The sequence below is a fragment of the Mesorhizobium sp. NBSH29 genome, from assembly GCF_015500055.1.
Lineage (GTDB): Bacteria > Pseudomonadota > Alphaproteobacteria > Rhizobiales > Rhizobiaceae > Neomesorhizobium.
The window spans coordinates 468,018-488,810 of sequence record NZ_CP045492.1 but is presented as its reverse complement, the minus strand read 5'-3'; the positions used below and the strand labels follow the sequence as shown (position 1 = coordinate 488,810).

At 59.7% G+C, this 20,793-nt stretch carries 24 protein-coding genes and 1 tRNA gene; 14 read left to right on the top strand and 11 right to left on the bottom strand.

Annotated features, from left to right (window positions below; all coding sequences use genetic code 11):
* Positions 1–126: 126 nt before the first annotated feature.
* From GA830_RS02365 to GA830_RS02355, 3 genes are all read left to right on the top strand, one after another.
* Positions 127–1,296 (top strand): tyrosine-type recombinase/integrase, encoded by a 1,170-nt coding sequence (locus tag GA830_RS02365; RefSeq protein ID WP_195163529.1) that lies wholly within the window; start codon positions 127–129, stop codon positions 1,294–1,296.
* Positions 1,286–1,522 (top strand): helix-turn-helix domain-containing protein, encoded by a 237-nt coding sequence (locus tag GA830_RS02360; protein WP_195163528.1) that lies wholly within the window; start codon positions 1,286–1,288, stop codon positions 1,520–1,522. The genes GA830_RS02365 and GA830_RS02360 overlap by 11 nt, the downstream gene beginning before the upstream one ends.
* Before the next feature lie 354 nt (positions 1,523–1,876).
* Entirely contained in the window at positions 1,877–2,572 is a 696-nt protein-coding gene (locus GA830_RS02355; protein ID WP_195163527.1) for a hypothetical protein, read from the top strand.
* Between the two features lie 176 nt (positions 2,573–2,748).
* On the opposite strand, the gene GA830_RS02350 is transcribed toward GA830_RS02355, so the two are convergent.
* Both GA830_RS02350 and GA830_RS02345 read right to left on the bottom strand, forming a co-directional pair.
* Positions 2,749–2,825, bottom strand: a tRNA-Arg gene (locus GA830_RS02350).
* A 206-nt stretch (positions 2,826–3,031) separates the two neighbouring features.
* On the bottom strand, positions 3,032–4,195 hold the full coding sequence (locus GA830_RS02345) for a M20 aminoacylase family protein (protein WP_195163526.1): 1,164 nt from the start codon (positions 4,193–4,195) through the stop codon (positions 3,032–3,034).
* Positions 4,196–4,393: 198 nt separating this feature from the next.
* Between GA830_RS02345 and GA830_RS02340 the strand changes: the two genes are divergently transcribed.
* On the top strand, positions 4,394–5,563 hold the full coding sequence (locus tag GA830_RS02340) for a D-alanyl-D-alanine carboxypeptidase family protein (RefSeq protein WP_195163525.1): 1,170 nt from the start codon (positions 4,394–4,396) through the stop codon (positions 5,561–5,563).
* Between the two features lie 4 nt (positions 5,564–5,567).
* On the top strand, positions 5,568–6,683 hold the full coding sequence (locus tag GA830_RS02335; RefSeq protein ID WP_195163524.1) for a CobW family GTP-binding protein: 1,116 nt from the start codon (positions 5,568–5,570) through the stop codon (positions 6,681–6,683).
* Between the two features lie 9 nt (positions 6,684–6,692).
* Here the strand turns inward: GA830_RS02335 and GA830_RS02330 are convergent, their stop codons facing one another.
* The 5 genes from GA830_RS02330 to GA830_RS02310 form a co-directional block, all read right to left on the bottom strand.
* Positions 6,693–6,935 (bottom strand): sulfurtransferase TusA family protein, encoded by a 243-nt coding sequence (locus GA830_RS02330; RefSeq protein ID WP_195163523.1) that lies wholly within the window; start codon positions 6,933–6,935, stop codon positions 6,693–6,695.
* Positions 6,928–8,202, bottom strand: a complete 1,275-nt coding sequence (locus tag GA830_RS02325; protein WP_374939302.1) for a L,D-transpeptidase family protein — start codon at positions 8,200–8,202, stop codon at positions 6,928–6,930. Before GA830_RS02325 ends, GA830_RS02330 begins: the two co-directional genes overlap by 8 nt.
* Before the next feature lie 184 nt (positions 8,203–8,386).
* The gene (locus tag GA830_RS02320; RefSeq protein ID WP_195163521.1) at positions 8,387–9,337 is read right to left on the bottom strand and encodes an acetyl-CoA carboxylase carboxyltransferase subunit alpha; all 951 of its coding nucleotides are present in this window, start codon (positions 9,335–9,337) and stop codon (positions 8,387–8,389) included.
* A 92-nt stretch (positions 9,338–9,429) separates the two neighbouring features.
* A complete protein-coding gene (locus GA830_RS02315; protein WP_195163520.1) occupies positions 9,430–10,356 on the bottom strand; it encodes a site-specific tyrosine recombinase XerD in 927 nt (308 codons plus the stop codon).
* A complete protein-coding gene (locus GA830_RS02310; RefSeq protein WP_195163519.1) occupies positions 10,356–10,502 on the bottom strand; it encodes a histidine kinase in 147 nt (48 codons plus the stop codon). The genes GA830_RS02315 and GA830_RS02310 overlap by 1 nt, the downstream gene beginning before the upstream one ends.
* Before the next feature lie 132 nt (positions 10,503–10,634).
* Between GA830_RS02310 and GA830_RS02305 the strand changes: the two genes are divergently transcribed.
* The 5 genes from GA830_RS02305 to GA830_RS02285 all read left to right on the top strand — a co-directional run bounded on the left by GA830_RS02305 (position 10,635) and on the right by GA830_RS02285 (position 13,930).
* On the top strand, positions 10,635–11,237 hold the full coding sequence (locus tag GA830_RS02305) for a shikimate kinase (RefSeq protein WP_195163518.1): 603 nt from the start codon (positions 10,635–10,637) through the stop codon (positions 11,235–11,237).
* On the top strand, positions 11,234–12,355 hold the full coding sequence (gene aroB, locus GA830_RS02300) for a 3-dehydroquinate synthase (protein WP_195163517.1): 1,122 nt from the start codon (positions 11,234–11,236) through the stop codon (positions 12,353–12,355). Before GA830_RS02305 ends, aroB begins: the two co-directional genes overlap by 4 nt.
* Complete coding sequence (locus tag GA830_RS02295; RefSeq protein ID WP_195163516.1) at positions 12,352–13,239, top strand: HlyC/CorC family transporter; 888 nt, start codon at positions 12,352–12,354, stop codon at positions 13,237–13,239. The genes aroB and GA830_RS02295 overlap by 4 nt, the downstream gene beginning before the upstream one ends.
* A 65-nt stretch (positions 13,240–13,304) precedes the next feature.
* The gene (locus GA830_RS02290; protein WP_195163515.1) at positions 13,305–13,538 is read left to right on the top strand and encodes a type II toxin-antitoxin system Phd/YefM family antitoxin; all 234 of its coding nucleotides are present in this window, start codon (positions 13,305–13,307) and stop codon (positions 13,536–13,538) included.
* Positions 13,535–13,930, top strand: coding sequence for a type II toxin-antitoxin system VapC family toxin (locus GA830_RS02285; RefSeq protein ID WP_195163514.1), 396 nt, complete (start codon positions 13,535–13,537; stop codon positions 13,928–13,930). Before GA830_RS02290 ends, GA830_RS02285 begins: the two co-directional genes overlap by 4 nt.
* 13 nt (positions 13,931–13,943) lie before the next feature.
* Here GA830_RS02285 and GA830_RS02280 read toward each other — a convergent pair whose 3' ends face one another.
* A complete protein-coding gene (locus GA830_RS02280) occupies positions 13,944–14,246 on the bottom strand; it encodes a BolA family protein (RefSeq protein WP_195163513.1) in 303 nt (100 codons plus the stop codon).
* 141 nt (positions 14,247–14,387) lie between these two features.
* On the opposite strand from GA830_RS02280, the gene GA830_RS02275 reads away from it, so the two are divergent.
* The 4 genes from GA830_RS02275 (at position 14,388) to GA830_RS02260 (ending at position 18,981) form a co-directional block, all read left to right on the top strand.
* Entirely contained in the window at positions 14,388–15,002 is a 615-nt protein-coding gene (locus tag GA830_RS02275; RefSeq protein ID WP_195163512.1) for a J domain-containing protein, read from the top strand.
* Positions 15,003–15,080: 78 nt separating this feature from the next.
* Positions 15,081–16,067, top strand: a complete 987-nt coding sequence (gene cobS / locus GA830_RS02270) for a cobaltochelatase subunit CobS (RefSeq protein ID WP_195164722.1) — start codon at positions 15,081–15,083, stop codon at positions 16,065–16,067.
* Positions 16,068–16,069: 2 nt separating this feature from the next.
* Positions 16,070–17,968 carry a cobaltochelatase subunit CobT gene (gene cobT, locus GA830_RS02265; RefSeq protein WP_195163511.1) on the top strand — a complete coding sequence of 633 codons (1,899 nt, stop codon included), beginning with the start codon at positions 16,070–16,072 and terminating at the stop codon, positions 17,966–17,968.
* Positions 17,965–18,981: an esterase-like activity of phytase family protein gene (locus GA830_RS02260; RefSeq protein WP_195163510.1), complete on the top strand. Its 1,017-nt coding sequence runs from the start codon at positions 17,965–17,967 to the stop codon at positions 18,979–18,981. Before cobT ends, GA830_RS02260 begins: the two co-directional genes overlap by 4 nt.
* A gap of 8 nt (positions 18,982–18,989) precedes the next feature.
* Here GA830_RS02260 and GA830_RS02255 read toward each other — a convergent pair whose 3' ends face one another.
* From GA830_RS02255 to rpmB, 3 genes are all read right to left on the bottom strand, one after another.
* Positions 18,990–19,658 (bottom strand): spermidine synthase, encoded by a 669-nt coding sequence (locus GA830_RS02255; protein ID WP_195163509.1) that lies wholly within the window; start codon positions 19,656–19,658, stop codon positions 18,990–18,992.
* On the bottom strand, positions 19,655–20,335 hold the full coding sequence (locus tag GA830_RS02250) for a queuosine precursor transporter (RefSeq protein WP_195163508.1): 681 nt from the start codon (positions 20,333–20,335) through the stop codon (positions 19,655–19,657). Before GA830_RS02250 ends, GA830_RS02255 begins: the two co-directional genes overlap by 4 nt.
* 87 nt (positions 20,336–20,422) lie before the next feature.
* Positions 20,423–20,737: a 50S ribosomal protein L28 gene (gene rpmB, locus GA830_RS02245; protein ID WP_195163507.1), complete on the bottom strand. Its 315-nt coding sequence runs from the start codon at positions 20,735–20,737 to the stop codon at positions 20,423–20,425.
* Positions 20,738–20,793 lie beyond the last annotated feature (56 nt).

The window sequence follows — 20,793 nt, the reverse complement described above, 5'->3', positions numbered from 1 at the left end:
ATCTATAACGAGTTATTGCGGATTAATGGTTCGCGGACAGCCTCTTAAGCGACATTATCGTCGATGTACGCTGATCCGTAAAGGTCTCCGTACGGTGCTCCACACAGTGCTCCGGAGAAGACGAATATGGCTGTCATTAACCTCACTGAGGCCCGTATCCGGGACCTCGAACCAAGCTCGGGCATTTGGCGAGACGAACAAGTCAAGGGCCTGATGGTCATATGCCATGCCACCACAAAGACCTACGCCGTTCAAGGCGATGTCCGCAGGAACGGTCGGCACGTCCGCACCGTGCGGGTGAAGATCGATCGCGTGGACCGCATCGGTCTGCGCGAGGCCCGTAACCGGGCCAAGGCGATCATGTCGCAAATCCAGTCGGGCGTCGATCCAACAGCGGGACCGGAAGAAAGCGGCGTCACGGTCGCCAAGGCACTTGAAATCCATCTCGGCGAAAAGCCTTTCCGGGAGGCGACTGAAGAGAGTTATCGCTATCATGTCGATCACTACCTCGTCCGCTATCGCAATAGGGCCGTGGCCGATCTCGGCCGCTCGGAAGTGCGCGACATATACGACCGGCTTCGCGAGAAGAGTGGTCAGACGACTGCGAGCGGGGTGATGCGCACCCTGCGCGCTGTGATCAACACCGCCATGCGGATGGACCAGTCCATCACATCCAATCCGGTTTCCGCCATACGCATCCCCATGCCGAAGCGGCGCGAGGTTGAAAGTCTCGATCTCGTGGCATGGTGGCGGGAGAGCGAGATCCTGTCACCCATTCGGCGTGACCTGCACCGCGCCATGCTTCTGACCGGCGCTCGACGGTCGTCGATCCTTCAGGTTCGCCGTTCCGATGTGGACCTTGAAAAGAACATTCTCACCTTCGATCACATGAAGACTGGCGGCCGTATGCTTTTTCCGATGGGAACGTGGCTCGCCGGTATGATCCATGATCGCCTTGCCGAGGACGAACCCCTGAACAACCCCTGGCTTTGGCCATCGCCCTTAAGCAGCAGCGGCCATGTGACGGAACCGAAGGAGGATAGTCCGGACCTGCCGAGCCCGCACGAATATCGGCATCATGCCCGTACCATGTTCATCGCTGCCGGCGTGCCTTATGCCGAAAGCGCCCTGCTTCTCGGCCAGCGGCTGCCTGGCGCTTCCGGCGGATACGTCCATGCCGAACATCTCGTCGAGCACCTGCGGCCGCATGCGCAGGCTCTTGAGGACAAGGTCCTTGCCGGTCGCCGTCCCGCCTTGAAGACGGTTGAACAGACAGGGGCCCGCGATGCCGCATGAACCAACGATCCTAGAACCCACAAGCCCGTGGCTGGATACGGCAGTGGCTGCCCGGTATCTCGGAAAAGCGCCCGGTACATTGAAAGGCTGGCGCTCGAAAGGCGAAGGGCCGATCTTTCATGCCGTGAGCCGACAGTTCATCCGCTACCACATTGATGATCTCGACGCCTTCGTGCGGGGCGGCAGTGCCAAAAAAACTTCCCACCAAAAATCCACCTGTCGATAAATCAACGACTTAGGCATAGCAAACGTTGATGTCTGCCGATCGTGATCGGTGATTATTAGATGACGCGCGCTGCGAGGAGCCGAAAGGCCAAGCGCGTGACCGGGGCGATCCCAGTCCTCCTCAGACAGAAAATCAATGTCTGAAACCAGCCGGCAGCGATGCCGGCTCAACGGAGGTTTATGCCATGTCGGCAACTCTCACTAAGAACGACGTCGAAGACGCGGTGCGCCACGTTCTCGACACCCATTCCCGCAGTCCCTGGTACGACACCGAAGCGGCGGCCTGATCCTCCCCCTTTCTGTGTGCTTCAGCCGCGATTACGCGGACCTTCGGACTACAATCAGAGCAGCAGGAATGAGCATCAGCGCGTCCAGCTACGACAATATCCCCGATTGTCTTTTCAAGACAGGAAAGCCCGACAGCACTAACACGAACCGGGCGAACAGCCAGCGCTGTACCATTCTCAATATCGGCGGCCCCGATCCCATGCTTCGCGAGGCGGCCCCCCTCCTAAGCTGGTCTGCGGCCGAACGCACAACATTGCTATCTACCGTTCCACGGTTTCGCGCATTCAATAGCGATGATCCGAGCGGACAGATACCTAGGCCCGCGTCGGACGCGCTGGCCGATTACATGCACGGGGCAAGCGGTGCGCGCCCGCTCCGCACTTTTCTGTCCAAGATAGGAAAGCCAGTTTTCTCGGTGGGTGGTGTTGCGAGAAACTACATTGGCATTAGGGACTATGAGGCAGCAGTCGCGGGCTGCATCCCAATCAAAACGCACTCCGAAGAGGAGCGTGGACTTGTCCTTCAAATTCTCTCGTCCAAGCTTTTCTATGATTATTGGCGAACCTATGGAGACGGCTTCCACGTTACGGTCGATCTGATCGAACGGTTTCCTGTGGCAGACCCGCTTGCGCGGCGCTTAAACCGCAACGTCAACCTTGCCCGGCATGTTTGGGACAGCCGCAGCTCTTTCGCCAAGGAAAAGCTCAACTCCGGTCGGGTAATTCGATCATATGACTTTCGTGCTGCTTTCGAGAAAGTATAAGCCGATTTCCACCTATCTTCCTTGCGTCAATTGCGGGAGGGATCGGCTGCAGCCAATCCTCGGGTTGCGGCGCGAGGATCGAACTCCCGACCTTCGGTCTACAAATTGACGGCTAAATCGCCTGGGTGAGCACGCCGAAGTTCTACGCCGGTTTCCAGGTAGCGTTGCGCTGGAGATGGTGATCCCGGCGGGATTCGAACCCACGACCCCGAGATTAGGAATCTCGTGCTCTATCCTGCTGAGCTACGGGACCAATTTGGCAGTTTACGGTGTCTATTCGGTACTTGGTCGATACCGAAGAGGCTTATGCTTATGATCCGATTAGCCTTTCCGTTTCAAGAGCATCGAATTAGGAATCTGTCGCTCTATCCTACTGAGCTACGGGACCAACCGGGCAGACACATAGACGGTTCGCGGCTTTTCGCCAACCGGTTTTGAACGGTCTGTTCTGCCCTCCCTTCAGGCAGGGAGGGCGGTTTCGGCAAGGCGTACCCAGTAGCTGACGCCGTGGGCGATGGCTTCGTCGTTGAAGTCGTAGCCTGGGTGGTGGAGGCTTGCGGTGTCGCCATTGCCGATGAAGATGAAGGCGCCGGGGCGGGCTTCCAGCATGTAGGAAAAATCCTCGCCGCCCATCACCGGCGGCATGGCGCGGTTGACCTGGGCGTCACCGGCGATCACCGATGCTACATCGCCGGCGAATACCGTCTCGTCTTCATGGTTAAAGGTGACCGGGTAATTGCTGTCATAGTCGATGTCGACGGTTGCGCCATTGGCGGCGGCGATGCCTTCGCAGATTTCGTGGATGCGTTTTTTGGCAAGGGCCGCCACTTCCTTCTTCAGGGTTCGCACAGTGCCGGCCAGTTCGGCGGTCTCGGGAATAATGTTGTAGGCATCGCCCGCATGCAGCTTGGTAACCGAGACGACCAGCGATTCAATCGGGTCTGTGCTGCGTGAGACGATGGTCTGAAAGGCAGCGACGATCTGGCTGGCGATGACGATCGGGTCGACCGTCTGATTCGGCATGGCCGCATGGCCGCCTCTACCCTTCACGGTGATGGTGAATTCGGCGGTGGCTGCCATGATCGGGCCGGGCTTCATCGCAAACTGACCGACCGGCAAGCCCGGCATATTGTGCATGCCGAACACCTTGTCGATGCCAAAACGCTCCATCATGCCTTCCTGCACCATCACATTGCCGCCGCCGCCGCCTTCTTCGGCGGGCTGAAAGATCAGCGCCACGCGGCCCGCAAAATTGCGGGTCTCAGCGAGATATTTGGCAGCACCGAGCAGCATGGCGGTGTGGCCATCATGGCCGCAGGCATGCATGATACCCGGCGTCTTTGAGCGGTGGGGGTGGGCGGCTGCCTCATGGATGGGCAACGCATCCATGTCAGCGCGCATGCCAATGGTGCTTCCTGCACCCAGCCTGCCCTCGATGATGGCCACGACCCCGGTTTTGGCGATGCCCGTAGCAACTTCGTCACAGCCGAACTCCCTCAGTTTCTGCGCTACAAATGCGGAAGTCTGTGGCAGGTCAAAATTGAGCTCGGGGATGGTGTGCAGATGCTGACGCCAGCCGGACACTTCGGTCTGCAGTTCTGCGGCGCGATTGAGAATGGGCATGAAAACACTTTCGATCCAGAATTTACCAAGACGTTAGGAAATCGTTAATGGTGGGCTTTGCCATCTTGACGACACATAACCGAAATAGCACCTTTGCGTGGAACGAGCGCCGGGTGGGGCTGCGCTGTCCCGAGTGCACGGGTACCGAAGTTTACGGACCCTTGGGCGAACAGAGCAAGAGCTTAAATCGGATTTGTTATGCACCATTGGTTTCCCCTGCGCACAGTGTGCGCCACAGTCGCCGTTGCCACCTGCCTTGCCGGCGGCGTTGCGAACGCCAATCCTAGCATGCTGTTCGAACTGTCCAGCGGTCAGGTATTGAAGCATGAGGATGCGTTCCAGCGCTGGTATCCAGCTTCGCTGACCAAGCTGATGACGGCCTATGTAGCCTTTCGCGCGGTCAAGGAGGGTGAGATTGAGCTGATGTCGCCCGTCACGGTGTCCAAGGCCGCGGCTGCCCAGCAGCCGGCCAAAATGGGCTTCAAGCCTGGCTCCGTGCTGAGTCTCGACAATGCGCTCAAGATGATGCTGGTGCGCTCGGCCAACGATATTGCTGTGGCCATCGGTGAAAATGTCGGTGGCTCCAACGATGCCTTTGTGCTCCGCATGAATGAGGAAGCGGCGCGGCTTGGCATGAGCGACACGCATTTTTCTAATGCCAACGGCCTGCCAGCACCGGATCAGTACTCAACCGCTCGTGATCTTGCACTGCTGGTAATGGCGCTGCGGCTGGAATTTCCGCAACATGCCCATTATTTCTCCATCGAGGGACTTGAGATAGGCAAGAAGCAGATGGGCAGCTTTAACCTTCTGGCCGGGCGCTATGCCGGAGCGGACGGCATGAAGACGGGATTCATCTGCTCCTCGGGCTTCAACATGATAGGTACCGCCACTCGCAATGGGCGCACACTGGTGGCCATCGTCCTGGGCGAAAGTTCAGCCGAAAATCGCGCTGAGGCTGCCGCAGCATTGCTTGATGAAGGTTTCGCCGACCCCAAGGCCAAGCCGGTAGCAGTGGCGGAACTTGCACCGTATGGCACCGGTACAGACGTGGTGCGCGACATGCGCGACGCAATATGCCCCAAGCCAGTGGCTGGCCAGAAGGCAAAGGAGCAGCCGAGCGAGAATGCTGCCGAAAAGCCGAAGTCTCGTTTTCTGGCCCGCGTCGAGAACCGCAAACTTGAAACCGTCGGGCTGGGCGGAGCCACTGGCAAGGTGCCTGAAGCCTTTGCCGCTGCAATGGCTGCCGGGCTTGGCCCGGACATTGGAGGGATTCCGGTGCCGACACCGCGCCCTGACTATACAGCCTCCACGGTTCCAGCCGGGGCGGGCGAGACGGAAACAGCCAGGGTTGAGGCCGGCGGCTAGCCGCATGAATGCCTTCCCCATACCCGTCTCGGTGCTCACCGGCTTTCTGGGCGCCGGCAAGACGACGCTTCTCAACCGGCTCCTAAAAGACCCGGCGCTTTCCGATACGGCAGTCATCATCAATGAATTCGGCGATGTCGCTATCGATCACCTGCTGGTCGAGCAGGCCTCGGATGGTGTGATCCAGCTTTCAGACGGCTGCCTGTGCTGCACTGTGCGTGGCGAACTCGTCGATACGCTGGCCGATCTGATCGACCGGCTGCAGACGGGAAAGATCGCCGCTTTAAAGCGGGTGATTATCGAGACCACCGGGCTTGCCGATCCAGCGCCGGTGCTGCAATCGATCATGGCGCATCCCGTGCTCGTCCAGGCGTTCCGGCTTGACGGCGTGATTACGGCGGTCGACGCGGTTCATGGCGAAGCCACGCTGGACGCCCATATCGAGGCGGTCAAGCAGGCTGCCGTGGCCGACCGGATTGTGCTCACCAAGGCCGACCTTGTCGGTGATCCAAACGCCCTAGTGACGCTCCAGGCGCGATTGCGCTCGCTCAATCCGAGCGCCCAGATTGTCGCTGCGGAAGCAGGCGAGGCGAGCTACGCAGCGCTGTTCAATTGTGGGCTTTATAATCCCGAGACCAAGAGTGCCGATGTGCGCCGCTGGCTCGGCGAGACGCATCATCATGATCACCATGAACATGATGATGATGCTCATCATCACCACCACAACCACAACCACAACCACCATGATTCCCGCGTCACAGCGCTGTCTCTGACCCATAACGGGCCGTTGCCTTTTTCAGCGGTCGAAACTTTTCTTGATCTTTTGCGCTCCACCCATGGCGACAAATTGTTGCGGCTCAAGGGGGTTATCGAACTTGTCGAGGACCCGTCGCGGCCGCTGGTGGTGCATGGAGTGCAAACTGTCCTGCACCCACCAGCGCAGCTGCCGGCATGGCCCGATGCGACACGCGGCACGCGGCTTGTAGTGATCATGATCGACATGCCGAAAGATTACGTTCAGGCGCTATTTGCCGGCATTACCAACCAGCCGACAACCGGCGGTGCCGACAGAGCCGCGCTTTCGAACAATCCGCTCGCCATCGCAGGTTTCAAAGCCTAGGCCTCGACCTCAGCAGCGTTCCACAAGAAAGCGGTGACCGCCATCGATCGCACCGGTTTCCACGAGTCGGTGGCCCTGATCAGCACAAAAGGCGGGAATGTCGATGACAGCCAGCGGGTCGGTGGTTTCCAGCCATAGCCGTTCGCCTGGCATCATGCCGGCAAGGCGCTTGGTGGCTTTAAGCACGGGCAAGGGGCAGATCAGCCCCCGCAGATCATAGGTTTCAGGTCTAGCAGAGGTCTTCTCACCCACCGAAGAGATTACCGATTTTCTTACGCATGCCACCCAGTGTCGCGGGCTGCTGTTCGGCAACTGCGGCAGGCGCGGTATCAGCAGGGGCAGCAATTGCGCCGGTGGACGGCGTCGCTTTTGCATCTGCCGCTGCGGCGGCAAGCGCTGCCTTTTCGTCCTTGGCCCGCTGTTCTGCGGCAAGCTTTTCTTCTGCAGCCTTGCGTTTGGCGTCGGCCGCGGCATCAAGTGCTGCCTGTTTGCGACCTTCGGGCGAATCGATGCGGCCCATGCGCGATGTCACAACGACGGTGCCATCTGGCTTCAGAGTGGGGGGCTCCATCGGTACACGCTCGCCGCGGGCACGCTTCTTTGTCCATTCCGACACAAGAGCAGCTTCCTTGGTGCCCAGGATGGTTGGCTTGGGCGGTGGAACGCTGGATGTGGTGGCGCTGGAAAAGGCCGCCTCATAGCTCGTCTGGTAGCTCTGATAGGCGGTCTTCAGTGAATCCGGCTGTGTCGTCATCGGGCAGGCTCCTGCCGGGTTGAACACCGTGCCGGGCTCGACGATCTGGTTGAAGACGTATTTCTTTTCGCAAAAATCAACCTTCGGCGGCACCTTGGTGATTTCAAAGTGATCGTAGCCTTCCTTTAGCATCTTCCAGAACTCGTAGTTCGGGTCGTTGCGATAGCGCGCCATGTTGGCAGGCGTCATGCGGAAGGGGAATGCCTCGATCTGGAATTCTGTCTGGCCACCGCGAAAGGCGTCGCGGGCAAAGGCGTAGATTTCCTCGATTTGCGGATCTGTCATCGAATAGCAGCCCGCTGAAGAACAGGCACCATGAACCATCAGATGCGCGCCTGTGCGGCCATTGGCACGGTCATAGGCGTTCGGGAAGCCCATATTGAAGGAGAGATGAAAGCTGGACTGCGGGTTCAATTGCGCCGGGCGAACCGTGTAAAAGCCTTCTGGTGCCTGGCGGTCGCCCTCGGTGAATTTCGGGCCAAGTTTGCCCGACCATTTGCAGATGTCATATTCGGCGATCAGGTCGTAGCGACCATTGTTCTTCTGCTTCCAGACCTCGACCTTGCCCTCTTCCTTGAAAATGCGGGCCATAACCGGCGACGTACGGGTCATGCCCTTGGCCTTCATCTTGGCCACCAGCTTGGCAGGCAGAGGCTTTTCGGCCTTCGCGCTGCCGCTTGAAATGCCGCCAAGCGTGTTGTCGGTGCAAGCGGTCAGCGCAAGCGCCGAGACAAGCAGGCTGGCACGTACGACAGTGGCTAGTATGGATTTACGCATTCGGTTTCTTGCAGATATCGGGCCGCGGCCCAGGTTTCTCTCTCAGGAACGCTAGCCCTGTTAACCTTGATATTCCCTTACCGGAAATGTCCCCACACTTCCCGCAGCACCCACAAACGCCGAAGGCGCGGCGTTTTTGTGACGCTCCGTCACTTTTTTGAGTGCGCGAGTGCTAAAGATTGCGGCCGATGGCGAGATATTTTTCCCGGCGCATCTCGCGGGGATCCAGATTCTGATCAGCGAATTCGGCGAATGCCTTGTCGATCTGGTTGCCTGCCGCCTGCATGACGGCCTCAGGGTCGCGGTGGGCGCCGCCCAGCGGCTCCGGAATAATGCCGTCGATGATCTTCAGGCCGAGCAGATCCTGAGCGGTGATCTTCATGTTGGTGGCAGCATCCTTGGCGCGGGTGGAATCATGCCACAGGATCGAGGCCGCCCCTTCGGGCGAGATAACGGAATAGATCGAATGCTCCAGCATGTAGACGCGGTTGCACGTCGCGATCGCGATCGCGCCACCCGAGCCACCTTCACCGATGATCACCGACACAGAGGGAACTTTCAGGCCCAGGCAGGCCGATGTCGAGCGCGCAATGGCCTCGGCCTGGCCGCGCTCTTCGGCGCCGATGCCGGGATAGGCGCCGGCGGTATCCACAAGCGTTAAAAGCGGAATCTTGAACTGATCGGCCAGTTCCATCAGGCGCACGGCCTTGCGGTAGCCCTCAGGCTTGGCCATGCCGAAATTATGCTTCAGCCGGCTCTTGGTGTCAGACCCCTTCTCCTGACCGATGACAGCGATGGGAGCACCGCGGAAGCGGGCAAAGCCACCGACGATGGCAGCGTCGTCGCCAAAATTGCGGTCGCCGGCCAGTGGCGTGAAGTCGGTCAGCAGCGTGTTTATGTAATCCAGGCAATGCGGCCGGTCGGAGTGGCGCGCGACTTGAGCCTTCTGCCACGGGGTCAGGTTCTTATAAACCTCACGCATGGCGTCGGCGGAACGCTTTTCCAGTCGCGCGATTTCGTCGGCAACGTCGACAGCCTCGCCGCTTTCGGAAAGCTTCTTGAGCTCGAGGATCTTGCCTTCGAGGTCGGCGACGGGTTTTTCAAAATCAAGATAATTGTACATTCTTAAGCGAACCAGAACCCGGAAACCGGTGAAAACAAGGCCGGTTGCGCAGTTTTGCACGACCGGCGGCTGAATGACGCCCTCACATAGCCTTAGGAACCCGGATCGGCAAGCGGGTGATGGTCATTCACCAGCCGCACCAGCCTTTCCTCAAGCACATGGGTGTAGATTTGTGTGGTGGAAATGTCGGAATGGCCCAGCAATTGCTGTACCGCCCTCAGGTCCGCGCCATTTTGGAGCAAATGGCTGGCAAAAGCGTGTCGCAGCACGTGCGGCGAGATTTTTGCTGCTGAAATGCCGGCGCGCGCCGCAAGCCCTTTCAGCTCGCGGGCAAACACCTGGCGCGGCAGGTAGCCGCTCTCGGAGGCAGCGGGAAACAAAAACCGACTGACGCTAAAGGCCGGCACGCGGTTGCGTTCGGCCTGCCAGGCGCGCATGGCGTTCCGTGCTTTTTCAGACAGCGGAATCATACGCTCCTTTTCGCCTTTGCCGCGCACCATGAAAAAACGATCGTCGCGCAGCGCCACCGTCACGGGCAGACTTACCAGTTCGGAAACCCGCAGGCCGGTCGCATAAAGCACCTCCACCAGTGCATGGAGCCGCAGCGCCGCACCATGGTCTCCCGGCCCTTCGCCATGATCGACGGCCTCAAGGGCCGCGCGGTCGAGGAGGCGACCGGTGTCGGCCTCGCTCATGATCTTAGGCAATGCGCGCTCCTTGCGCGGACTGTCCAGCGTGCCCGTTGGGTCATCGGTTCGCAAACCTTCGGTGTAGAGAAACCTGAAAAACTGGCGCAGGGCAGAAAGCTTGCGGGCCTGTGAACTGCCTGCAAAGCCCCGCCCGGCGATGTCTGACAAATAGGCGCGGATGGCGTCAGCGCTGACTTCGGCGAGATTGGCGGGTATCCGCTCAGCGGCATCTTCAAGGTCGCGGCGATAGGCGGAAAGGGTGTTCTCGCTGGCGCCGCGTTCGGCGCTCATCATTTCGAGGAACGCTTCTATTCGGGCGGCGCTCTTCATCAGGGTTGGCCAAGCTTGTCCAGTGGTACGCGTACTGAAATCTCCGCCTTCTTGGGCTCAACGAAGGTCGCCAACGCATACATCGAGCCGTAGATCACGGCTGCAAAAAAGGCGATGGTGCTCAGCAATCGGAATAAAGTCGGCATGAAACCCCATCATCTCCCCGTTGCGTGCCGTTATGGGACGCCGCGCGCGCTCTTACAAGGCTTCCATGAGCCCTGCCTGCGCTTGACGCCCCGGCGGTTTTCATGTCGATACCGGTCGGGAGAGGCCTTTTGATGACAGTTTTGAACATCCTGCCCGCCGAACGTTCCGCCGAAGTGTTGCGCCATCTTGGTCAACGCTCGATTGTCTTTGTCGGACTGATGGGAGCGGGCAAGACTGCAATCGGCCGCAAGGTGGCGCAAGCACTTAGCTTGCCCTTTCTCGACAGCGACGACGAGGTGGAGATGGCCGCGCGCCTGTCAGTGCCGGAGCTATTTGAACTTTATGGCGAGGCCGAGTTTCGCGCTCTGGAGCAGCGCGTCATCCACCGCATCCTCGAGACGCCGCGTCAGGTCCTCTCGACCGGAGGCGGCGCATTCATGAATGCGCAAACGCGCGAAATCATAGAAGCGCATGGCGTTTCGGTCTGGTTGATGGCCGAACTCGATGTTCTGATGGAGCGGGTCGCCAAGAAGCAGAATCGCCCGCTTCTCAAAACACCTGATCCGCGCGGGGTGATGGCGAAGCTGATGGAAGATCGGCATCCGGTCTATGCCAAGGCCGATGTGACAGTGCCGACCCGCGAAGAGCGCAAGGAGGTCATCGCCACCGAGGTGATTGAGGCGCTGGCGCAAAAACTACCTGGTATGCAAGCAGTGAAGGAGGTGTCATCGTGACATCTGCCGATCCTATCCGCGTTGAGGTCGGGCTGGGCACGCGCGCCTACGATATCCTGATAGGTCCGGGGCTTATCACGCGCGCCGGCACTGAGATTGCAACGCGGCTGCCCGGCGTGCGGGCTGCTGTCATCAGCGACGACCATGTGGCGCCGCTGCATCTGGAGAGCCTTATTTCTGGGCTTTCCAGCGGCGGTATAGAGGCTGCCAGCATCGTTTTGCCGCCCGGAGAAAAGACCAAAAGTTTCGAGCATCTGCAGCAGGTCGTCGACGGCATTTTGGCGGCGCGGCTGGAGCGCGGCGATGTGGTGATCGCGCTTGGCGGCGGGGTTATCGGCGATCTGGCAGGCTTCGCCGCTGGCATCGTGCGGCGCGGCATGAATTTTGTCCAGATGCCGACTTCGCTTCTGGCGCAGGTGGATTCTTCGGTTGGCGGCAAAACCGGCATCAACAGTGCCCGCGGCAAGAACCTCGTCGGTGTGTTTCTCCAGCCCCGGCTTGTGCTGGCTGATACGGATACTCTCGACACGCTTTCAAAACGTGAGTTCTGCGCTGGCTATGCCGAGGTCGCAAAATACGGGCTTATCGACCGGCCGGATTTCTTTGCCTGGCTGGAGGCCAACTGGCAGGAGATTTTTTATGGTGGGCCGGCAAGGGCCGAGGCCATCGCGCAGTCGTGCCGGGCCAAGGCCGAGGTTGTAGCACGCGACGAGTTCGAGACTGGTGACCGCGCCTTGTTGAACCTTGGCCATACGTTCGGTCATGCACTGGAGGCGGCAACCGCCTATGACAGCGCCCGGCTGGTGCATGGCGAGGGTGTTGCGATCGGGATGGCGCTGGCGCACCGGTTTTCAGCACGGCTCAATCTGGCGAGCCCCGATGATGCGCACCGTGTAGAGGCGCATCTGCGCGCTGTCGGTTTGCCGACACGGCCTGGCGATATCCCAGGCGAGTTGCCCGGCGCCGAGGTGCTGCTTGATTATATTGCTCAGGACAAGAAAGTGACGCGCGGGGCGCTCACCTTCATCCTGACGCGGGGAATTGGCCAGTCCTTCATCGCAAAGGACGTGCCGGCTTCTGCGGTTCTGTCCTTCCTCGGCGAGGCTATTGAGGGATGAGCGACACCGGCTGGATCGTGATCGGGCTGGTTATCGCCCTCTGCCTCATCGGCGCCATTCTGCGTCGGCAGCTTCTGGCGCTGTTCGGGTTCGAACTTTCGCGGATCGAGCCGCCGCGCTCTTCTGAGGATGAATTGCGCGGTGCGGTCGACGAATTCCGGCGCGATAAGGCTGCGGTGCGCGATGATCGGGCCCGCATCGGCGGACTGTTTGATCTTGCCGAACTCGAAGTGTCGGACGTGATGGTTCACCGCTTGGCGATGCGATCGCTCAATGCCGACAGCCCGTCAGAAACGCTGGTGCGCGAGATGCTACAGAGCCCGCATACCCGGATGCCGCTGTGGACCGAAACGCTCGACAATATAGTCGGCGTCCTGCACGCCAAGGATCTGCTGCGAGCGCTGAACGATGTCGGCAATGATTTCTCGCAGATCGACATTCTAAAAATCGCGTCCAAGCCGTGGTTCGTTCCCGACACCACCACCCTGCAGGATCAGCTGACCGCATTTTTGCGGCGCAAGGCGCACTTTGCCATCGTCGTCGACGAATATGGCGAAGTCGAAGGGCTGGTGACGTTGGAGGATATTCTGGAGGAAATCGTCGGCGAGATCGCAGATGAGCATGATCTCGAAGTGCAGGGCGTCAAGCAGGAGGCAGACGGCTCGGTTGTGGTCGACGGCACGGTACCGATCCGCGACCTCAATCGCGCGCTCGACTGGAACCTGCCCGATGACGAGGCCACCACCATCGCCGGGCTGGTGATCCACGAAACCCAATCGATCCCCAAGGAACGCCAGGCTTTCACCTTCCACGACAAGCGCTTCATCGTGATGAAGCGCGAGAAGAACCGCATCGCGCGAATCAGGATCAAGCCGGTAGAGTGACGGTAGTCATTGACCATAGGCACTTTTGATGAAACGTTTACAAACGTGCATCAGGAGCAAATGGCGTGGCTATTCATGTTTCCAAGTCAGAGTTTAAGGCAAAGGCACTCGAACTGTTCCGCCAAATCGAGGCCACTGGTGAGTCTTTGATCGTGACCGATCACGGGACACCAAAGCTTGAAGTACGCCCCTATATCGACCCCGAACTCAACCCGCTTGAGGCGCTGAAAGGCTCGGTGCTATTCTACGACGATCCGCTTGGCCCTGTGGGTGCCGAAGAGTGGGAAGCCCTGAAATGATCGTTCTGGACACCCATGTCCTCATCTGGTGGGTTGGAGACAGAGATCGCATACCCTCAAAAACAGCGGCTCTCATGGACCGGGAACTTAAGAATCAAGGCGTTGCCGTCTCTTCTATTTCCGCTTGGGAAATCGGAATGCTGGTAGCAAAGGGACGGCTGAAACTGGCACAAGAGGTCCACAAATGGATCGGGTCCGTCGCGACGATCCCCGGTCTTCGCTTCATACCCGTCGATAACCGGGTAGCCATCAACAGCGTCAACCTTCCTGGTGAAGTGCACGGCGACCCCGCCGACCGCATCATCGTCGCTTTGGCTCGTGACCTCGGCTGCAGTCTGGTTACGGCGGATGAGAAGTTGCATCGCTATTCCGCCATAGAGACCATCTGGTAGCCGAGTGTCCGCCCTACCAGCGCGTGGCTTCGCCCGGTGCTGCCGGTTCCACCGCGAGCGCGTGGACGCCGTTGTTCAGTTCGTGTGACAAGGCTTCATTCACCGCGCGGTGACGCTCGATGCGGCTTTTGCCGGCAAAAGCTGCGGAAACGATGCGGACGCGAAAGTGTGTTTCGCCAGTGCCGTCATAGGTCGCATCATGGCCTGATTCTTCGTGAAGATGGCCCGCATGAAGGTGGCTTTCATTCAAAATTTCCAGGCGTTCGGGCGAAAACTGCGCCTTCAGCCGGTTTTCTATCGTTTCCTGTATGGACATCGCCTGCTCCTTGCACCACATGTGCCCGACCCATCACACCACCGTTGAACAGGCAGGCCGGACCGCAAATCAGCGGTTAGGGCGATCCTCCCTGAAATGTCAATTCTTGTTTCGCACGGCGAACACCCCATAATCGGAACCATGACCACCTATTCGAAATATTTCGAAAAGATTCGCGTGCGGCCGGACCGGAAGGCGGAAGCCGCCGCCCCGCGTGCGCCTGCGTGCCAGTGGGACGGCTGCGCTGAACCCGGCACCCATCGTGCGCCTGTCGGGCGCATGCGCGAGGGGGAGTATTTCAAGTTCTGCTTCAAGCATGTGCGCGAGTACAATAAGGGCTTCAATTATTTCTCCGGCGTGCCCGACAGTGAGGTTGCGCGGTTCCAGAAGGAAGCCATGACCGGTCATCGACCGACGTGGACGGTGAACGGGGCTGCTACCGCGCGCACATCGTCGCCGGATTTCGCCCAGCAGCGCTCGGGGCGTGCCGGCTACCACAACCGGCTGCGCGATCCGCACAACATCTTCAACGAGAAAGCGCCGGCGCGCGAGCGTAAGGCCAAGCCGCTTGAGGCCAAGGCGCTGGAAACGCTTGGCCTTACCACAAAGGCGACTGGCGAAGACATCAAGGCGCGCTATAAGGAACTGGTAAAGCGCCACCATCCCGATGCGAATGGTGGCGACAGGGGTTCGGAAGATCGGTTCCGCGATGTGCTTCAGGCCTATCGCGTGCTCAAAACAGCTGGTTTGTGTTGAGCTCCCGGTCTGATAAAGACCGCTCCCGAAAGTGACAGGACGGCAGCCGAGAGAACCTCTCGCGCGCGTGGAGATATGATGAACAAAGTCGACCGCGATATCGCCAATTTGCCAGACACCACAGCGTCGGTGAAAGAAAAATTCGGTTTTGAATCAAGCATGGTCATTCCGGCCTATTCGCAGACCAGCGAACATGTGCCCGATCTCGATCCCGACTATCTGTTTGACGAGCAGACGACACTTGCCATTCTTTCAGGCTTTGCCTTCAACCGCCGCGTGATGGTCTCGGGCTATCACGGCACTGGCAAGTCGACCCATATCGAGCAGGTTGCCGCCCGCCTTAACTGGCCGATGGTGCGCGTCAATCTGGATAGCCATGTCAGCCGCATCGACCTCGTTGGCAAGGACGCCATCGTGGTGAAGGAGGGCATGCAGGTTACCGAGTTCCGTGACGGCATTCTGCCCTGGGCCTATCAGCACAATGTGGCGCTGTGCTTCGATGAGTATGATGCCGGGCGTCCGGATGTCATGTTCGTCATCCAGCGCGTGTTGGAATCGTCTGGCCGGCTGACGCTGCTCGACCAGTCGCGCGTCATCCGCCCGCATCCGGCCTTCCGCCTGTTCGCCACCGCCAACACGGTCGGGCTTGGCGATACGACCGGGCTCTATCACGGCACGCAGCAGATCAACCAGGCGCAGATGGACCGCTGGTCGATCGTCACCACGCTGAACTATCTGCCGCATGATAATGAGGTCGCCATCGTACTGGCCAAGGCCAAGCACTACAACAACGAGCAGGGCCGCGGCATCGTCAACAAGATGGTGCGGGTGGCCGACATGACGCGCTCGGCCTTTATCAACGGCGATCTGTCCACGGTAATGAGCCCGCGCACGGTTATTACTTGGGCCGAAAACGCTGAAATCTTCGGCAATGTCGGTATGGCCTTCCGGCTGACATTCCTGAACAAATGCGACGAGCTGGAACGTTCGGTCGTGGCTGAATTCTACCAGCGCGCCTTCGGCGAGGAATTGCCCGAATCGGCAGCGAATGTTGTTCTGGGGTAACAATGGCCGGGCCGGGCGACAATCAGCGGGCAAAGTCAAAAACGGGTACTGAAGCTGACAGCTTCAAGCGCGCTTTGTCGGTCTGCGTGCGCGCCATCGCCGGCGACAATGAGCTGGAAGTTGGCTTTGCCAAGGACCGCCCGGCGCTGGCTGGCAACAAGGCACGCCTGCCTGAGTTGCCGAAGAAGCCAACCCGAACCGACATTGCGGTGACGCGCGGGCTGGGCGATTCCATGGCGCTGAAGCGCGCCTGCCACGATAACCGCATCCATTCCAAGCTGGCGCCCGAAGGCAAGCAGGCGCGCGCCATCTATGACGCGATTGAGCAGGCTCGAGTCGAGGCGATCGGCAGCCGCGCGATGACCGGCGTGGGCGACAATATTGGCATGATGCTCGAAGACAAATACGCCAAGGCCAACCTTGCCGATGTACGCGAGCAGGCCGACGCGCCGCTTGAGGAAGCGCTGGCGATGATGGTGCGCGAAAAGCTCACCGGCAGAGCCGTTCCCAAAAGCGGAGAGCGGATGGTCGACCTCTGGCGCGACTGGGTGCAGCAGAAGGCTGGCGTCGAGCTTGAGGGACTGAGCGACAAGCTGGACGACCAGAACGCGTTTGCCCGCGTCGTGCGCGATATGCTGGTATCCATGGAAATGGCCGAGGAGATCGGCGATGATCAGGAGACCGAAGACACCGAAGATCAGGACGATGACCAGCCGCAAGGCGAGGAACAAAGCGAGGACGGCGGCGAAGACGATTCAGGCGGCGAGGATTCGCAGGCCGAAGATGCAGAGGCTTCGGATGATGACGAGCAGGCCGGCGAAACCGATGCCGCCCAATCCACCGCCGACGATATGGCTGATGATGATGATCCGGACGCCGAGACGCCGGGCGAGGCCAAACGCCAGGACAATCCGTTCGCAAACCTGTCGCGCGACATTGATTACCGCATTTTTACGCCCGCCTTTGACGAGACCGTCGGGGCCGAGGAACTGTGCGACGAAGAGGAACTGGACCGCCTGCGCGCCTTCCTCGACAAGCAGCTCTCCAACCTGCAAGGCGTCGTGGGGCGGCTTGCCAACCGGCTGCAGCGCCGCTTGATGGCGCAGCAGAACCGATCGTGGGATTTTGATCTGGAAGAGGGTTATCTCGATCCGGCGCGTCTTGTGCGTGTGGTTATCGACCCGATGCAGCCGCTCTCCTTCAAACAGGAGCGCGACACCAAATTCCGCGATACGGTCGTTACCCTGGTGCTCGACAATTCGGGCTCCATGCGCGGGCGCCCTATTACAGTGGCGGCAACATGCGCTGACATTCTGGCGCGCACGCTGGAGCGCTGTGGCGTCTCGGTCGAAATTCTCGGCTTCACGACCCGCGCCTGGAAGGGTGGACAGGCGCGCGAGAAATGGCTGAAGGACGGCAAGCCCGCCAATCCGGGCCGGCTCAACGATCTGCGCCATATCATCTATAAATCGGCCGATGCGCCGTGGAGGCGCTCGCGGCGCAATCTTGGGCTGATGATGCGCGAGGGGCTGCTCAAGGAAAACATTGATGGCGAGGCGCTGTTATGGGCGCACAGCCGGCTGATGGCGCGGCCCGAACAGCGCAAGATCCTGATGATGATCTCGGACGGCGCGCCGGTTGATGATTCCACCCTCTCGGTCAATCCCGGCAACTATCTTGAGCGCCATCTGCGCGCGGTGATCGATCTCATCGAAACCCGTTCGCCAATCGAACTTCTCGCCATTGGCATCGGCCATGACGTGACGCGTTACTATCGCCGAGCTGTCACAATCGTCGACGCCGAAGAACTGGCTGGCGCCATGACCGAACAACTCGCCTCGCTGTTTGGCGAGGTCAATGTGCGTGAGAGCCGTCGTGGCAGTGTTCGGCGCGCCGGATGAAGACACGCGGGTTGCACGGACGCGGCTGGTTCTTTGCTCTGGCACTTGTCGCTTTCATTGGCGCCCTGATGGTGGCAAATGCGCGTGACATCGGTTCGGTATCTCTCGATCCGATCAGCATCAGCGTCCGTCCCATCTCGCAGTTCCGGATCGGGCGCGATGACAGAAATTTCGGTCCACTCGAATTTGTAGGCGGGCTGGAGATGACCGCATCTTCGCGCCATTTCGGCGCCATTTCCTCGCTGCGTTTTCTGAGCCCCGGTGCCGAGTTCATTGGCGTTGCCGATACCGGCTTCTGGTTTTTCGGCACGCTCACGCATGACGCAGAACAGCGCCCGTCGGGGGTCGAAAACTTTAGCATGGAGCAGATGGTCGACGAGACCGGAAAAGCTTTCGCGCGCAAATGGGAAGTCGACGCTGAATCGCTGGCTGTCCGCGATGGCGTGGCAACGGTTGGATTCGAGCGGAACCACCGGGTCGCGAGGTTCAGGATTGAGCGCGGGAATATGGGCCCGGCGATCGGCGCGGTGGATTTTGTAATCCCCTCTAAGGAGCTGCGGCAAAATCGCGGACTGGAAACCGTCGCCTTCGCTCCATCGGGCAGACTTGTCGTTGTCTCAGAAAAAAGCCTCGACCTGAATGGCAATATCTATGCCGCGATTGCAGACGGGCCGCAGAGGGGCGTGTTCACTGTCAAACGTAATGGCGAGTTCGATATCACCGATGGCGCGTTTTTACCCGGCGGTGATCTCATCTTGCTGGAGCGCTCCTTCAACATGGCCGAGGGCGTCAAGATGCGCCTGCGCCGGATTGTTGGAAGCGATATCGTCAAGGGTGCAATTGCCGACGGCACGGTTCTGCTGGAAGCCGACATGGCCTATCAAATCGACAATATGGAAGCGCTCGACATCTGGACCCGTGCCGATGGGGCAGTGATGGTATCGCTGATGTCCGACGACAATCATTCCATCCTGCAGCGCAATCTATATTTGGAATTCGTGCTGCACGAGTGAGGGAACGATTACAGTGCCTTGCGGGCTGTCCAGATCACATGGCGGGCGCCGCGTTTGCCGTTGGCGCGGACCTTGTGTTCCTCTACGGTAAGGCCGGCCTGGCGCAGCCGCCGCGTGAAACTTGCATCAGGGCCCTGCGACCATACTGCCAGCACACCACCCGGCTTCAGCGCGGCACGAGCGCGGCTGAGACCGCCGCCATTGTAGAGCCGGTCATTCGCGTCGACCGTCAGCCCTTCGGGACCGTTGTCGACATCGAGCAGAATGGCATCCCAACTGCTCTCGTCTGAATTAATAAGCGTGGCAACATCGGCGATTTCGACGCGCACCCGCGGGTCATCGAGGCAGCCGTCAAAAACTTCGGCCATCGGCCCGCGCGCCCAGTCCAACACTTCGGGCAGCAGCTCGGCGACAACCACGTCGGCATCCGCGCCCAGTTTGGCCAGCGCGGCGCGCAGGGTAAAACCCATACCGAGCCCGCCGATAAGAATTTTCGGGCTTTGGCTAAGGTCGGCACAGGTGAGCTGGGCGAGCGCTTCTTCCGAGCCGCTGAGACGGCTGTTCATCAGCTCATTGTTGCCCAGCATGATCGAGAATTCATGGCCGCGCTGTTTCAGCCGCAGCCTGTTTGTGCCGTCGGGCGTGGTGGCGCTGTCGAGCTCGACCCAGGGGATCAAGCCACAACTTCCGGGCGCGTCCAGCGGGCGGCGATTAGGCGGTAGGGAACCAGTGCGAGGACTGCGATCGACAGTTTCATGCCAAGGTCGCCCAGCGCCCACGAGACCCAGCGTGGTGCGGTCTCGTCCATCACGCCGAAGATCGGCGCGTGTTCCAGCGCAAAGCCGTCCTGTGGGCCCAGGAGGGCGAAGGAAGCAGCAAAGGCGACGGAGAAGAAGATAGTTGTATCAACTACGGAGCCCACCAGTGAGCCCATTACCGGGGCTTGCCACCAGGCCTTCTTGCGCAGCCAGTCGAAGACGGTGACATCAAGCATCTGTCCCAACAGGAACGCGGACCCGGAGGCCATGGCGATGCGCATCAGCCGGCCGGCATCTGTCTCAAAAGCGATGAAGCCATACTTGAAAAGCAATGGCGGCACGATGATGGACGCGGCAATCGCTGCCATGAAGCCGATAAAGACAATCCGGCGCGCCACCGATGCGCCGTAGCGACGGTTGGCCAAGTCGGTAATCAGGAATGAAATCGGATAGGTAAAGGCACCCCATGTCAGGATATCGGCAAGCGAAAGCTGTCCGACTTGCCCCTGGACCGGGAAAAGCACCGCCACATTTGAGGCCACGACGACAAGCGCCATGGCGAGCACAAACGGAAAATATGCGGAAAAGCGCGTCATTTTTTTATCCTGGGGTGATGGAACCAGTCAGGCCAGGACATGCCAGGCCTGAAAAAGCGGGCCAGTGGCCCGCCGGAACCGAAAAAATCAGGCGGCTGGCTGTTCGGCCACGGCCGACTGCTCTGCCAGCTTCTTGGCAAGCTGCTTCTTGATCAGGCGTGCCTTCTGCGAAAGCTCGACAGGCTTTGCCTTGGTCAAAAAGGCGTCGAGGCCACCGCGATGCTCGACCGAACGCAGTGCGTTGGCGGAGATGCGCAGGCGCACATTCTGGTTCAGCGCTTCCGAGATCAGCGTCACCTTCACCAGATTCGGCAGGAACCGGCGACGGGTCTTATTGTTGGCGTGGCTTACATTGTTGCCGGTCAAAACGGCCTTGCCGGTCAATTCACATTCGCGCGACATAATCTTACCTTCAGTTCAGTACAGGGCCAAAGACAAGGTCGCACCAAAAAACGCGC

Excerpts from the sequence above, each read along its gene's own strand:
- GA830_RS02365 (WP_195163529.1), top strand. The coding sequence starts at position 127 with ATGGCTGTCATTAACCTCACTGAGGCCCGTATCCGGGACCTCGAACCA.
- GA830_RS02360 (WP_195163528.1), top strand. The coding sequence starts at position 1,286 with ATGCCGCATGAACCAACGATCCTAGAACCCACAAGCCCGTGGCTGGAT.
- GA830_RS02355 (WP_195163527.1), top strand. The coding sequence starts at position 1,877 with ATGAGCATCAGCGCGTCCAGCTACGACAATATCCCCGATTGTCTTTTC.
- GA830_RS02345 (WP_195163526.1), bottom strand. The coding sequence starts at position 4,195 with ATGCCCATTCTCAATCGCGCCGCAGAACTGCAGACCGAAGTGTCCGGC.
- GA830_RS02340 (WP_195163525.1), top strand. The coding sequence starts at position 4,394 with ATGCACCATTGGTTTCCCCTGCGCACAGTGTGCGCCACAGTCGCCGTT.
- GA830_RS02335 (WP_195163524.1), top strand. The coding sequence starts at position 5,568 with ATGAATGCCTTCCCCATACCCGTCTCGGTGCTCACCGGCTTTCTGGGC.
- GA830_RS02320 (WP_195163521.1), bottom strand. The coding sequence starts at position 9,337 with ATGTACAATTATCTTGATTTTGAAAAACCCGTCGCCGACCTCGAAGGC.
- GA830_RS02315 (WP_195163520.1), bottom strand. The coding sequence starts at position 10,356 with ATGAAGAGCGCCGCCCGAATAGAAGCGTTCCTCGAAATGATGAGCGCC.
- GA830_RS02310 (WP_195163519.1), bottom strand. The coding sequence starts at position 10,502 with ATGCCGACTTTATTCCGATTGCTGAGCACCATCGCCTTTTTTGCAGCC.
- GA830_RS02305 (WP_195163518.1), top strand. The coding sequence starts at position 10,635 with ATGACAGTTTTGAACATCCTGCCCGCCGAACGTTCCGCCGAAGTGTTG.
- GA830_RS02295 (WP_195163516.1), top strand. The coding sequence starts at position 12,352 with ATGAGCGACACCGGCTGGATCGTGATCGGGCTGGTTATCGCCCTCTGC.
- GA830_RS02285 (WP_195163514.1), top strand. The coding sequence starts at position 13,535 with ATGATCGTTCTGGACACCCATGTCCTCATCTGGTGGGTTGGAGACAGA.
- GA830_RS02280 (WP_195163513.1), bottom strand. The coding sequence starts at position 14,246 with ATGTCCATACAGGAAACGATAGAAAACCGGCTGAAGGCGCAGTTTTCG.
- GA830_RS02275 (WP_195163512.1), top strand. The coding sequence starts at position 14,388 with ATGACCACCTATTCGAAATATTTCGAAAAGATTCGCGTGCGGCCGGAC.
- cobS (WP_195164722.1), top strand. The coding sequence starts at position 15,081 with ATGAACAAAGTCGACCGCGATATCGCCAATTTGCCAGACACCACAGCG.
- cobT (WP_195163511.1), top strand. The coding sequence starts at position 16,070 with ATGGCCGGGCCGGGCGACAATCAGCGGGCAAAGTCAAAAACGGGTACT.
- GA830_RS02260 (WP_195163510.1), top strand. The coding sequence starts at position 17,965 with ATGAAGACACGCGGGTTGCACGGACGCGGCTGGTTCTTTGCTCTGGCA.
- GA830_RS02250 (WP_195163508.1), bottom strand. The coding sequence starts at position 20,335 with ATGACGCGCTTTTCCGCATATTTTCCGTTTGTGCTCGCCATGGCGCTT.
- rpmB (WP_195163507.1), bottom strand. The coding sequence starts at position 20,737 with ATGTCGCGCGAATGTGAATTGACCGGCAAGGCCGTTTTGACCGGCAAC.